Source organism: Pseudomonas sp. FBF18 (assembly GCF_024261405.1).
In the GTDB taxonomy this organism is placed as follows: Bacteria; Pseudomonadota; Gammaproteobacteria; order Pseudomonadales; family Pseudomonadaceae; genus Aquipseudomonas; species Aquipseudomonas palmensis.
The window spans coordinates 136,943-149,180 of the sequence record NZ_QKRS01000006.1 but is presented as its reverse complement, the minus strand read 5'-3'; the positions used below and the strand labels follow the sequence as shown (position 1 = coordinate 149,180).

15 protein-coding genes are annotated in these 12,238 nt (G+C 61.7%); 1 reads left to right on the top strand and 14 read right to left on the bottom strand.

Features of this window, described 5'->3' with window-relative positions; all coding sequences use genetic code 11:
• Nucleotides 1-4: 4 nt before the first annotated feature.
• The 13 genes from DN387_RS11940 to DN387_RS11880 form a co-directional block, all read right to left on the bottom strand.
• A complete protein-coding gene (locus tag DN387_RS11940) occupies nt 5-514 on the bottom strand; it encodes a phage major tail tube protein (RefSeq protein ID WP_043864278.1) in 510 nt (169 codons plus the stop codon).
• Between the two features lie 12 nt (nt 515-526).
• Nucleotides 527-1,693: a phage tail sheath family protein gene (locus DN387_RS11935; RefSeq protein WP_043864279.1), complete on the bottom strand. Its 1,167-nt coding sequence runs from the start codon at nt 1,691-1,693 to the stop codon at nt 527-529.
• Nucleotides 1,694-1,803: 110 nt separating this feature from the next.
• Nucleotides 1,804-2,136: a hypothetical protein gene (locus DN387_RS11930; protein WP_043864280.1), complete on the bottom strand. Its 333-nt coding sequence runs from the start codon at nt 2,134-2,136 to the stop codon at nt 1,804-1,806.
• Nucleotides 2,137-2,146: 10 nt separating this feature from the next.
• Nucleotides 2,147-2,332, bottom strand: a complete 186-nt coding sequence (locus tag DN387_RS11925) for a Com family DNA-binding transcriptional regulator (RefSeq protein WP_080922947.1) — start codon at nt 2,330-2,332, stop codon at nt 2,147-2,149.
• Between the two features lie 67 nt (nt 2,333-2,399).
• Entirely contained in the window at nt 2,400-2,792 is a 393-nt protein-coding gene (locus DN387_RS11920; RefSeq protein WP_082405719.1) for a phage tail assembly chaperone, read from the bottom strand.
• A gap of 1 nt (nt 2,793) precedes the next feature.
• Nucleotides 2,794-4,692 carry a phage tail protein gene (locus DN387_RS11915; protein WP_054914987.1) on the bottom strand — a complete coding sequence of 633 codons (1,899 nt, stop codon included), beginning with the start codon at nt 4,690-4,692 and terminating at the stop codon, nt 2,794-2,796.
• Nucleotides 4,692-5,294 (bottom strand): phage tail protein I, encoded by a 603-nt coding sequence (locus DN387_RS11910; RefSeq protein WP_054914988.1) that lies wholly within the window; start codon nt 5,292-5,294, stop codon nt 4,692-4,694. The genes DN387_RS11915 and DN387_RS11910 overlap by 1 nt, the downstream gene beginning before the upstream one ends.
• A gap of 1 nt (nt 5,295) precedes the next feature.
• A complete protein-coding gene (locus DN387_RS11905) occupies nt 5,296-6,177 on the bottom strand; it encodes a baseplate J/gp47 family protein (RefSeq protein ID WP_054914989.1) in 882 nt (293 codons plus the stop codon).
• A complete protein-coding gene (locus tag DN387_RS11900) occupies nt 6,174-6,500 on the bottom strand; it encodes a GPW/gp25 family protein (protein WP_043864285.1) in 327 nt (108 codons plus the stop codon). The genes DN387_RS11905 and DN387_RS11900 overlap by 4 nt, the downstream gene beginning before the upstream one ends.
• 80 nt (nt 6,501-6,580) lie before the next feature.
• On the bottom strand, nt 6,581-7,141 hold the full coding sequence (locus tag DN387_RS11895; protein WP_043864286.1) for a phage baseplate assembly protein V: 561 nt from the start codon (nt 7,139-7,141) through the stop codon (nt 6,581-6,583).
• Nucleotides 7,138-7,659 carry a hypothetical protein gene (locus DN387_RS11890; protein WP_043864287.1) on the bottom strand — a complete coding sequence of 174 codons (522 nt, stop codon included), beginning with the start codon at nt 7,657-7,659 and terminating at the stop codon, nt 7,138-7,140. The genes DN387_RS11895 and DN387_RS11890 overlap by 4 nt, the downstream gene beginning before the upstream one ends.
• A gap of 103 nt (nt 7,660-7,762) precedes the next feature.
• Nucleotides 7,763-8,119, bottom strand: coding sequence for a hypothetical protein (locus DN387_RS11885; RefSeq protein ID WP_043864288.1), 357 nt, complete (start codon nt 8,117-8,119; stop codon nt 7,763-7,765).
• Nucleotides 8,120-8,225: 106 nt separating this feature from the next.
• Nucleotides 8,226-8,579: a phage holin family protein gene (locus DN387_RS11880; protein WP_043864289.1), complete on the bottom strand. Its 354-nt coding sequence runs from the start codon at nt 8,577-8,579 to the stop codon at nt 8,226-8,228.
• Between the two features lie 647 nt (nt 8,580-9,226).
• Between DN387_RS11880 and DN387_RS11875 the strand changes: the two genes are divergently transcribed.
• Nucleotides 9,227-11,236, top strand: a complete 2,010-nt coding sequence (locus tag DN387_RS11875) for an acyltransferase family protein (protein ID WP_156326214.1) — start codon at nt 9,227-9,229, stop codon at nt 11,234-11,236.
• A gap of 137 nt (nt 11,237-11,373) precedes the next feature.
• On the opposite strand, the gene DN387_RS11870 is transcribed toward DN387_RS11875, so the two are convergent.
• Entirely contained in the window at nt 11,374-12,108 is a 735-nt protein-coding gene (locus DN387_RS11870) for an XRE family transcriptional regulator (RefSeq protein WP_078480062.1), read from the bottom strand.
• Nucleotides 12,109-12,238 lie beyond the last annotated feature (130 nt).

The following is a 12,238-nucleotide window of genomic DNA, read 5'->3' as shown; positions in this document are numbered from 1 at the left end:
GTCCTTACAGGCCCAGGGCCGAACGTTGTGCCGCGAGCTGGTCGACGCCGTCGATCACGCGCTTCATGCCGATGGGGTCGATCTCGTAGATCAGGCGTCCGCCGACTTCCAGCTTGTAGTAGGTGACGGCGACGGTGTGCTTGACCTCGGCCTTGTCACCGGCCTTCCAATCGCCCATGTCGACTTCCTTGAGCGCGCCGCGCAGGGTCACGATCACCGGGGTGACAGCGCCCTTGAGGCCCTTGAAGGCACCGCGGAAGGTGCCGTTGAACGCAGAACCATCGGCTAGGCCGAAGAACTTCAGCGACTCACGGCGCACGCCGGTAGTGGTGAAGCCGGCTTCCTGCTTCTCCATGCCCATGTCCATCTCGATGGGCATGTCCATGCCGCCCACCCGGTGCTCTTCCATCTTCAGGGTGAGCTTGGGCAGGGTCAGGCTGGTGACATCGCCCTGGAAGCTGGTGCCATCGACGAACAGGTTCAGGTTCGCCAGGGTTTCGGGAATCATTGCCATTGCTAGTGCTCCTTAAGCTGCGTTATCGAGAACTTCGGTCAGCCACTGGTTGGTGACCTCGACGCGGAAGTTGGGGTTTTCGGCCGGTGGTACGTCGGTGAAGCGGATGTTCCAGTACACCTTGCCCTGCTCCAGCTGGCTGGCACTGTTGAGTTCCGGGTCGGCGAACACTTCGAAGTTGATGATCGCGCCCTGGGCCTTGAGGTCGCGCATGAACGCCTGCAGGCCTTCGGTCACGTCCTTGACGTAGGTGGCGGTGATCGAGCGGTCGACTGCCCATTTGTGCCCGTAGAGAATCGCGTCCATCACGATGTCCATGGTGCGCACGCGGGTGACGAAGGCCCACTTCGGGTCGCTGCTCAGGGTGCGGTTGCCCCACAGGCGATAGCCGTCATCGCGGATGATGGTGGTGATGTTGGCGTTGTTGAGCAGGTTGGCGCGGCAGGTCTCGTCGCCATCGAGGAACTCGATGGGGCGGGTGGTGCCGGTGATGCCGACGAACTCCTTGTTCGAGGGCGAGGCCCAGAAGCCGTACTCGTTGTCGGTCCAGGCGAACAGGCCGGCGACCCAGGCCGAGGCCGCTGCATCGACGGTGGCGCTGGTGGTGGTGTCCCAGTACTGCACGCCCGGGTCGACCAGGAAGGCGCGCTTGGCACCGAAGTTTTCGGCGTAGGCCAGGGCGGCCTCGTCGGTGGTGGCCGGGCCGTCGATGATGGCCAGGCCGCGCAGCTTGTCGGCCAGGGCCACCAGGGCGGTGGCGACGGCTTGAGTTGCGCTGTGCTTTGGAGTGACCAGCAGGCGCGGCTGGGCGTTGAAACGGCTCTTGCCGTCGAGCAGCGCTTGCAGGCCGGTACGCTTGCCGTCGGCCAGCACGCTGCCGATGATGGCGGAGGTCTGCTCGGCGGCGTCGGCCACCTTGGCCACGCCGCAGGCGACGATGACCGCCTTGGCGCGCTGGTAGATGGCCTGGCAGGCACGGGTGATGGCCGCGTCGGCGCCGAAGGCGGCGATGGCTTCACGCTCGCTGGTGATCAGCACCAGGTCGTTGAACTTGGCGCTGGCGGTCGGGCCTTCGGTGAAGGTGTCCACCAGGCCGATGATCGAGGACGACGGCAACGCGATGGTGCGTGCGCCGGTGTCGACGTTGGTGACGGTGACGCCGTGAAAGAAACCACTCATGGGTAAACTCCGGGTATGAAAAAGGCCCTGCAATGCAGGGCCTCGGAAGGAGAATCAGAAATTTTCGAAATGCAGCCTGATGCGAGGATATGCAGAGCGCACAGCCAATCTCAGGCCAGGAAATCCCAGGTCAGGCAGATCGCTGCAGTCGGGTTGTTGGCTGCGGTCCAGAGCCCGTAGCCGGCTGGGATGAACAGCGGATAAGGCAGGGTGTACTGCGAGTCGTTGCGTCCGTCGATACCGCCAAAAATGCAGTGCACGGTCGTATCGCCGAGACGAGCAGGCGCCTTGGGGCCGCTGTACACATTGATGGCGCCACCGCCCGTGCAGAGGGTGGTAGTACGCAGATAGACACCTTCGGTGTTATCGGCCGGGTTGACCACCTGGATCATGCTGGTCGGGTGCCCGTAATAAAAATGCTTGCCTACTTTTACTGCTTCCATGTCTGTTTACCTATCGAGTCGAATGCTGAGTCGCGGAACATTCCGCGTTCATGTCGCTCACAGGCGATGGTTCGAGGCTCGTGGCCTTCACATGATTCAACGTTCCGCAGCGGGAACATTTGATCTGGAGTTCTGTGAACTCGCCCATACGGGCAAGCAGTCGTTTGCATCTGCCGCATCTGCAATCTTTCAACATCTGCAAAGCCTTGTGATTTTCTGCTGAAGGGTCTTGAAGAATGAAAAAGCCCCGACAGTGCGGGGCTTCAGGGGGTGATGCTCTCCAACCAGAGCGGCGGTACCGGCCGGTGCTCAGAAACTGGGAACAGCTCCGACTGGGGCCAGTCGCGCAGGGCCTGGCGGTACTGCAGCAGATCGGCGAACTGCCCCGCCTGCAGCGTCGTGGTCAACTGCATGTCTTGTTCGTCGCGGTGTCGATTTACCAGCCATTCAGTACCGCTAACCTGGGCATCCCGCCATTCACGCTCAGCGGCGATCCGGTCGCCCTCGGGCGCAGGCTCAAAGCCCTTGTCTCCCAGCCGGAAACCCGGAACAACATCGGCCGCGCACGGCAGCCAATTAAGTGCGGGATGGAACCGGCCAACCGGGTCAATTGGGGTCACCTCGATAACCTTGTCGCCTACAACCAATGCCCACATATCACGCCACCTCGATCAGCACTTCACCCGGTGCACCCGCGCCAGAGCCCCGTGCGCCTGACGTTCCTGCACCACCTACACCACCACCACCAGGGCCGACGCCGGGATCACCGACTTGCCAATTGAAAGCCTTACTGCACCCGCCATGGCCGCCACCGTGTCCAAGAGAGGACGCCGTGCCACAACCAGACGCTGATACCGGGTACACGATTTGACCTGTTGTGCTGCCGGTAATCCCGCCACTGGGCGATGAACCACCGCTGCCGCCGGTCGAGCTGATCAGCTCACCGAACGACGAAGCCCCGCCAGCCCCACCGGCAAGCGAGGCGCCGGCAGGACGGGCAGCACCGCCGGCCCCGACGGTAACGGTTACCGATACGACGCCGCTCAGATCCAGCACCGATGAGCCCATGCCACCCCCGCCGCCACCACCACCGGCTACGCCATTACCTTCTACGTGCCCGCCGCCACCACCGCCGGCGGTCACCTTCACCCGAGCCCGGCGACGCCCCGAACGAAACAGTGGCGGCACCGTGTAAGTAAAAATTCCAGGGGTCGAGTACTTCGTGATCACCGTTTCGATACTTGGCGGCAACTGGGCCTGCCCAACACACCACCATCGGCCTACCGAATCGTTACGCAGGCAGAGGTAATCCCCGGCAAACAGCAGCTCGGTGGAGGTCTGGCCGGAGGTCGATCCCGTGGTATCGAGCAAAATCTTGTCCGTGCCACTTGCCGCAATTACCAGGGCGTTGGTCGTCAGGTCGACACGGCGCAGGATCACGTCCATCACACCCAGGGCGGGGGTAACCGCCGGCAAAGTAATCGTGCGCGTGCCAGCACTGGCATCGAGCAGCACCAGCCCCCGGTGCGAGCTGGTCAAGGTCTTGTCGATGCTGAAGCTGTACACACCAGCAGACCCGGCCTTCTGCTCCAGAAGAGCATCGATCTGCGCCATCGTGTACGCATCGGTGATGTCGTAGCCGGCCAATGTGGTTGGATTCGTCGCGGCAATGACACGGCCGTAGGCATCCACCTTGACGCTGCGATAGGTACCGGCGGCGACCCCGCTGCGCCCGAAGGCCATTTCGAAGGCCAGCGCAGTGACGCCCAGGGTAATGGGTGCATCCGTGGTCAGTTGCCAGGCGCTGTCACCGTTGGCCGCGCCCCGCTCCACCAGCACCAGCAGGCCGGGCGTGACCTTGGCGCTGCTGTCCGCATCCGGGCAACGTGTCCACGCTCCACTGGCAACCAGATACAGGCCGTTGTCCTTGGCAGCGGCCTGATTCTTCACCAGCACGCGCGCGCCCGCCTGTAGCGCAACACCATCCATCGTCTGCAACCCGCTCAAGGTGACCGCGGCGGTGGTCGCAGCCAGCACCGAGTGCTTGAAGTCGCGCTTGGCCAGTTCCTCGGTCACGAACTCGCGGGTCGCCAGCACTACACCCGGATCGATCTTGAGTTGCACATTGCTGGCGCTGCTGACCACCAGGTTCATGCGCACCACCTGGGTGCGGCCCGAGCCCTGGTTGAGCAGCGGCTTGTAGGTAGGCGCACAGTTGGCCACCGCCACCAGGTCGCCGTCGGCGTCGTACAGCCCCACCTCGCGAATCCAGCGCCCGCCAATCTCGGCAGGAATCACCTGCTCGGCGACGATGACCGCACTGTCCTTTTCGTCGACCTTGAGCTGGTTCAGCGGCGCCCGCCGCCACTCGTTGAGCAGGCTGGTCCAGCTCGCGTCGGGCATTGGCAGCGGCGGGTTGTCCAGCCCTGCCGGACTGGCGTCACCGACGGCCATGTGTGTGATTTTCCAAGGAATGCCCAGGGCATCCGCATTGGCCTGTTTCGCGGCCCCCACCTTGGTCAGGATCGCGTAGAACTGGGAGTTCTGATCAACCATTAGTAAATGTCCAGATAGTCAATGGTGTGTTCTCGCCCACCACGCCCGATGGCACCCATGACCGTGAGGTCGGCCGGCGCAGGCGGGTAGATGTCAAGTTCGTCGCCGTCTTGCAGCGCGGCGCCGAGGTAAAGCGAGCCGGCGGTTTCCAGGCTGATGACCAGGCCGCTCAGGTGTCGGCTGACGGGCCTGGCGTCGTCGATCAGCCAGGTCAGTTCCTGGTACGTCTGTTCGCTGATCCCCGCCTCGGACACGCCGATCTTCAGCGCGAACGTGCCGGGCACCGCCGGGGGCGTGGCCTTGAACCACTCGATCACTTCGATCAAATAGCCAAACGGCTCCACCACGCGGCGCAATGCGCCGATCGTGCCCTTGTGGGCATGCACGTAGAACGAGGAGCGAATCACCGAGCGCTTGATCGCCTCGGGCCAGGTGTCGTCCCAACGGTCCACCGACCAGGCCCAGGCCAGCTGGTACAACAGGTTCGCCGGGCAGGTATCGGGGTTGTACAGGGTGCGCAGGGTGACCTTGAGGTCTTCGCTGGAGGCCGCCTCGACGGCCCGTTCCAGCGGCGTGCTGTTGAGCGGCAGGAGGCTGTGCATGTCAGCCCCCCCGCGTCAGTTCGAACCCGGTGCACCAGGCCGCCTGCGCCTTGCTCGGGCGGATGTCGGTCCAGTTGCGCAGCTCCACCCGGCTCACACCGGCGATGTGCAGTTGCGCATCGATGGCCGAGCGCGAGACCTCCACGCCCAGGCGTCGTCGGGGGTTGACCCAGGCCTGCAGGCGCCGCTGGCACTCGGCCAGGGTCGCTTCGTTCTCCGGCCCCGTCCCGGCCATGTAGAGCACGGCATCGATGCGATAAGGAATCACCTCGGCACTGCGCACTTCCAGGCGGTCCGCCACCGGGCGTACATCGTCGTCGTTGAAATAGGCGGCCACTTCGGCCAGCAACTGCGCACTGGCGATGCCGTCCTCCTCCAGGCTCAGCACCGTCACCTCCACCACTGCCGGTGACGGGCTTTCTGCAGAGGCATCGGCCACCTGCCCCGAGGCATTGCGTGCATGCAGGATGTAGCTGTTGCGCGGGCCGGCGGTGGTCAGGCCCTCGTACACCAGTTGCACCCGCTCGCGCAGTGCATCGTCTTCCTCAAGCACTTCGAGGGTCGGTGGCACACTGTTCGCGTCTTCGGCCTGTACCACCAGCCGCTTGAGCTGCACGTTGGCGGCCAGCTGGTCCAGGTCGCTACCCTGGGCATAGGCCAGCAGCAACGCCTTGGCGGCATCGTTGACCCGCGCCCGATTGAGCAGCTTGCGGTACGCGCCCACCTCCAGCAGCTTGGTCACCGGGTCGCTTTCCAGCAGCGCGTCCCAGTTCTCGCCCATGTGCGACCGAAAGGCCGCCAGGTCATCCTGGAAGATGTCCTCGAAGTCGAGGTCTTCCAGCACCTGCGGCGCGGGCAGCGCCGACAGTTCCACGTTGCTCATGCCGTTATCTCCAGCAGTTGGCTGTCACCCAGGTACTGCCCGCTCAGCTGCAGGCTGATCTGCCCGCCCACTACCGCCACCACGCGCACCCGCTGCAATTTCAGGCGTGGTTCCCAGCGGGTCAGGGCGCGGGCGACCTCGGCCTGCACCGCACTCTTCCAGCCCTCGTTGACTGGCAGGTCGACGAAACGGCGCAGCTTGCTGCCGTAGTCGGGGCGCATGCGCCGGCTGCCCAGCGGGGTGGTGAGGATGTCTTCGATGGACTGGCGCAGGTGCCCGATGCCGGACAGCGTCTGCCCGCCGTGGCGGCTCATGCCGATCATCGCGGTACCTCCCTGGCCTGAATGCATTCACTAGCCATGTTGTCTCCAGGCATAAAAAAGCCCGCGTCGGCGGGCGGGGTTCAGTGCTTGTGATTGGCGGTGTTGCCGCCGGTGTCGATGATCTTGCCGGCCCCCAGAATGTCACCGGTCACGCGCAGGCCACCGTTGATGCTCACCTCACCGGTCAGGGCAATGTTGGCGGCGTTCAGGGTGATTGCGTTGTCGGTGACCAGCAGCGAGCTGCCGGCCACCTTGAGGCTGACGGTGCCACCGGGCAGCTCGATGCTGTAGCTGCGGGCCTGCCAGTCGTAGACCAGCGAGCCACCGTCATCGAAGCGCCATACCTCGACGTGCTCGCGATTGTCGGGTGGCGCGCCGGCATTGCCGTACAGGCCCGGTACGAAGGTGCCCTGCGCCGGCTCACCGCTGGGGCTGAGCAGTGCGCCCTGCTCGTTCAGGCTCGGCGCACGCCAGTGGCGGGCCTTGCCTGCCGCGTGGCTGTGCCAGCGCACCCAGGCGCTGGTCCAGCCGGCGCCATCGGAGACCCGTACCCGCGCTGCTGCCAGGTCGATGCCGACCACCCGACATGGAATGACCAGCGCCGCCAGCATGCGGTCATGCATGGAGCTGGCGTAACTCATGCCATGTCCTCCGGTGCCTGGTAGCTGTCCTTGTGCGCGGGTCCTGTGTCGGGGCTGAAGGCGAACAGCAGCGAACCGGGTGGCTGGTCTGGCCAGGGCCACTGCAGGTCGCCAAGGTAAACGGGCTGCTGCCATTGCACCCGCCATTCCAGGGTGCCGGGTACTTCGGCAGGTATGGCTGAAGGACGGGCCTGCACCTGGGAGATGGCGTCGACGAAACCCAGGCTCCAGAACTGCTGGCGCAGCAGCGCGGTCAATTGCGCGGCCAGTGTCATTGCTTCCAGCGAAGCCTGCTGGCGCGCTTTACTCACCAGAATCCTCGCCTCGAACGAGGCGTTAACGCATGTACGCCCATCGCCGGGGTCGACGCCAGGCCTCATGCCGGTGAGGGTGTGCATCAGCGCAGGCAAGGCCGTGTTCTCGTCCGGCAGCGCAAACGCTTCCACGTGCCGCAACTGGGGCATGCCCGCACTCAGGGTGGCGCTGATCGCTTGATGTAACGTCCCAAGTTCGTTCACGGTCACTCCTCGCTATCGGTGCGCTGTTCTGTTATTGCATCGCAATGAAAACGCCCAGGCGAACCTGGGCGTGACAGATGGATGCCGGGTCTACTGCAAGGGTTCAAATACCCATCGATGCCATTTCAAGCGGCGATCGATAGGTTGCGGCAGCAGTGGCGATGCAGGCCCGGGCCTGCAGATTGGCCTCCTTCATGTCGTTGATGGTATCGGCGATCTTCTGCGCGCCTTCCACGATCCACATGCGTGAGTAGATCAATGCGGCACCCGCCCCGGTGGCGATCACCAGGGCCCGGAACAAATCAGCCAGCAGAGCACTGCATGTGCCGATTTCGTTCACCGCCGTACCTACCACGGCCAGGACCTCCTCGTTGTAGTCCAGGTTGTTTGCCACACTGGCGCCCCAGATGCTGGTGACCAGGGCCTTGCAGTTCTGAATCTGTTCAGCAGTAAGTGACATGAGTCTTTCTCCGTTGATTGATCAAATGCGGGCGTGTGCCCTGTAGGTGTCGCTCGCAGGCGATGACTGGAGGCTCATGGCCTTCACCTCCGAACACCGACGCCCGTCAGCGGGGTGGATGGTCGGTTGGTTGCGCAGGTGTGCAATCCTTCACACCCAGCCGCTTCGCAGCCCAGCGCTCGTAAAGCCCGATGGCCACGTCGGCGCCCGCCATGGCGGTCAGGCAACCAAAGGCTGCGGCGCTCCAGATCGACAGCCCGCTGGCATACAGCAGCATCACGGTCGATACGCCGCAGACCATGCAGGCCCCGGAGCGCAGCAGCAGTCGCCTGAACAGGCCCCAGCCGCGGGCGCCCTCCTTGTCTGCGCGCCACATCTCGCCAGACAGACCGCCCAGCAATGCCAGGACGATCACCAGCCAGATCGGCATTTCCAGCAACGTCTGTTGCTCGTTTGTCATGCTCGTGCTCCCTTGTTGAACAGCCGATCACTCGGCATTCCAAAAAGCCCGGTCGCCCAGGCTTTTCAGTAATGCGTTGTCGGACCGCCGGCCACTGCTGGTGCGCCGTGCGATCCCGCCTCAAATTGTTCCTCCGACCGCGGCCGCCTGCCCGCCGGATAACTGCTTACGGTGCTTTACGCTGCACACCCGGGTCAGTTGCCAACCCTCTGAACAGTTCAGGCCTGTTCATCGCTGCCTTGCCACTGTCGGTGTCTGACCGGCTTGAGACAAAGATTATGCATCAATGCATATGCAGTCAATGCATTTCTGGAAATATTTATGCATTTTATTTGCGCTGACGCATGCGGGCCTTGCGCGGTGGGGCCTGCAGGGCTGTTTTATGCAGTCAACACCGGCTGCGAATCGGCAAGAGCGGGCTCATGAGGAGCAGAGATTTTGACGGGCGCCAGCAGATGAATTCCGTTTCCATCTGGTTGCTCGTGATCGGTGAGATCTGCGCAGTTGCTCCTGAGCGGGCAGATAGATAGCTGTGGCATCGCCATCAACGTTGCATTGGAAGTGAGGCGAAAGGCTATAATCGCGGAATTTTCCTCGCTTTGACGGGGCTGTTCTCCTCCGTCGGACATCAAGTGCTTACCCTATAAATGACACAACCTACCCTTCATCTTTCTCATCCCAAATATCGCCCAGATATCGACGGCTTGCGGGCTGTTGCCGTCTTGGCAGTAGTTATCTATCACGCCTTCCCCAGTGTGCTCAGGGGAGGGTTTATCGGCGTCGATATATTCTTTGTCATCTCAGGCTACCTGATTTCCACTATCATTTTTGAAAGCCTGGATCGGGGCGCATTCAGTTTTACCGAGTTCTACGCACGACGTATAAAACGCATATTTCCTGCGCTGCTGCTGATACTTTCAGCGTGTTATGGTTTCGGCTGGTTCACGTTGCTGGACGATGAATTCAGGCAACTGGGAAAACATATCGCAGGCGGCGCCGGTTTCGTCTCGAACCTGGTGCTATGGAGTGAGGTCGGTTATTTCGACAACTCCGTGGAAACCAAACCGCTATTGCATTTGTGGAGTTTGGGCGTAGAGGAACAGTTTTACATTGTCTGGCCAATATTGTTGTGGGTGGCGTGGCGATTCAGGTTCAACGTTCTGGCCTTGACGATCCTCTTGGGTGCTGTCTCATTTTTCCTGAGCGTCAAAGGTGTCAAGCATGATGCGATCGCCACATTCTATTCACCACATACACGTTTCTGGGAGTTGCTGGCCGGCACGCTTCTCGCATGGCTCACCCTTTATAGAACGCGTGCCGTGCGAAAACGACTTGGGCATGTGCTTTCCGTGCTGGGTGTGTGTTTACTGGTATTCGGCTTCTTCAGGATAAACAAAGGCCTCAACTTTCCTGGAAAATGGGCACTCGTTCCAGTACTGGGCGCTGTGTTGATCATTGCGGCGGGCCCTGATGCCTGGTTCAATCGCAGGGTGCTGGGTAACAAGTTGGCCGTGTGGTTCGGCTTGATCAGCTTCCCTCTCTACCTGTGGCACTGGCCCTTGTTGTCTTTCGCAAGGATCGTGGAAGGCGAAGTACCCACTGTCGGCATTCGCGTAGCGGCCGTACTGTTGGCTATTCTTCTGGCTTGGCTGACATACAGGCTGGTGGAGCTTCCCCTGCGTTCAAGGTGGCAGGGGCGCTCCAAGGTCATTGTGCTCGTGCTGCTGGCAGCTGGCTGCGGAGCAACAGGCTATGCGACCTACACGCAGGACAGCATTGCACAGCGAACGCATAACCAAAAACTCATGGCCTACCAGAACAGTATAAAAGTCACTGAGCGAGCGGCCGAATGCTTTGAAATACCCTATGCCTACAAGAAGCCGGATGGCTGGTTCTGCGGGCTGGGTGAGCGTGGTGCGCCCGTTGAGTACTTTGCGTACGGTGACAGTCATGCACTGAGCCTGGTGCCGGCATTGGAGAAGTTTGCACGCGACCATAAGGTAGGCATGAAGTTTACGGGAACGTCTGGCTGCCCCTCGCTCCTGGGTATCCAGTCACTGCGTGGCGAAGCCGGAATTGAAAAACACAATTGCCAGGCATTGAACGAGCGCATCTTCAACGACGTTCGGGCCTCGGGTATTAAGCACGTCATATTGATCAATCGCTGGACGTATTACACTTCATCACCGTCACGCCCTTCGGAGTTCAATGGCATTGCAAGAGATCCATCCGCAAAGGCAACGGTCCAGAGCTCAACCCATGACCTTGTCTGGGCAATGGATAACACCGTTTCTCGCTATGCCCAGATTGGCGTGAACGTTATCTTCATCGAGGATAACCCGCAGCAGCGGTATGAGCCCAAGGATGTATTACGGCGTGGGCGCGGCATAGAACGCGAATACTTGAAGTTGTCGGTCAGCCGCGAAGAGCATGTTCGCAATCAAGCATTCGTGAACGCGGCGTTGCGCAAGACATCCGCCACAATCATCAACTACGACCGCGCGCTGTGCCCTGGGGATATCTGCCCGCTGGTCGAGGGGAACGCGTTTCTGTATTCCGATGATGATCACCTGAGTATCACGGGGGCGCTCAAGGTCTATCCCGCGCTGGCCGAAGGGCTTACCCGCTCGGCACAAACCGCCGAAATGGCGAAGTAGCCAGCGCGCTGATGCTTGCTCCGACAGGGCCGACCCCGCAAACTTTTGCAGGTATCGGTCTTGCCGGAAAGGGTCAATAAGGGGTTTGAGCAGGCACAAAAAACCCGCCGGGGCGGGTTTCTGAGAAAGCGTAGAACCTAGCGGGCGTACATGCCCCACCAGAACACATGCCCGAGGATGCTGATTTGCTCCTCCTGCATCTGCTGGAAGGTGTAGTCCTCGTCCGGGTGCTCGTCGCGGTTGAAGCTGCGCAGGCGGATACCCGTGGGCAGGCGATACAGCTGTTTCACGCGCAACTGGCCATTGTGGTTGATGGCATACAGGTCGCCGTCGACAATGTCGCCGATGCCGCTCTTGCCCGCATTCACCCCCACCGTGGCGCCATCACGCAGCACCGGCAGCATGCTGTTGCCGCGCACCGTCACGCACTTGGCCTGGTCGAACTGCACGCCGTTGTGACGCAGGCTGCGCTTGCCGAAGCGCAGGCTGGCCTTCTCGCTTTCCTCGATGACGAATCGTCCTGATCCTGCTGCCAACTCGACCTCACGAAGAAACGGAATGGACACTTCGTCGTCCTCGACGGGGGTATCGTCATCCCACAGGCTGATGTCCTGCAGCTGCACGTCGGCGCGCGGCGCGTTCGCCGGGCGGGTATCGCCCAGGTCGGCACGGCCGCGCAACTGATCGGTGCTCACGCCGAAGTACTCGGCGATCTTCGACACATGCTTGTCGGAAGGATCGACGATCTTCTCGCTGAGAATCCGCGACAGGGTGGATTGGGGCACGCCGGTGCGACGGTGAAGCTCCGTGGGGGAGATCCCGTGGCGGTCGAGCAATGCTCTCAAGACGGTAGCTACGTTGCGTTTTTGCATAACGTGCATAGTAACCATCTCGTGCACAAATGCAAATTCAAATATGCATTAACACAATGCCAGGGGCAAAAGGTCGCTGCGCAGCGTTAGGCCCGGCAACGGGGAAAAAATCCCTGTACCATTGCCCGCT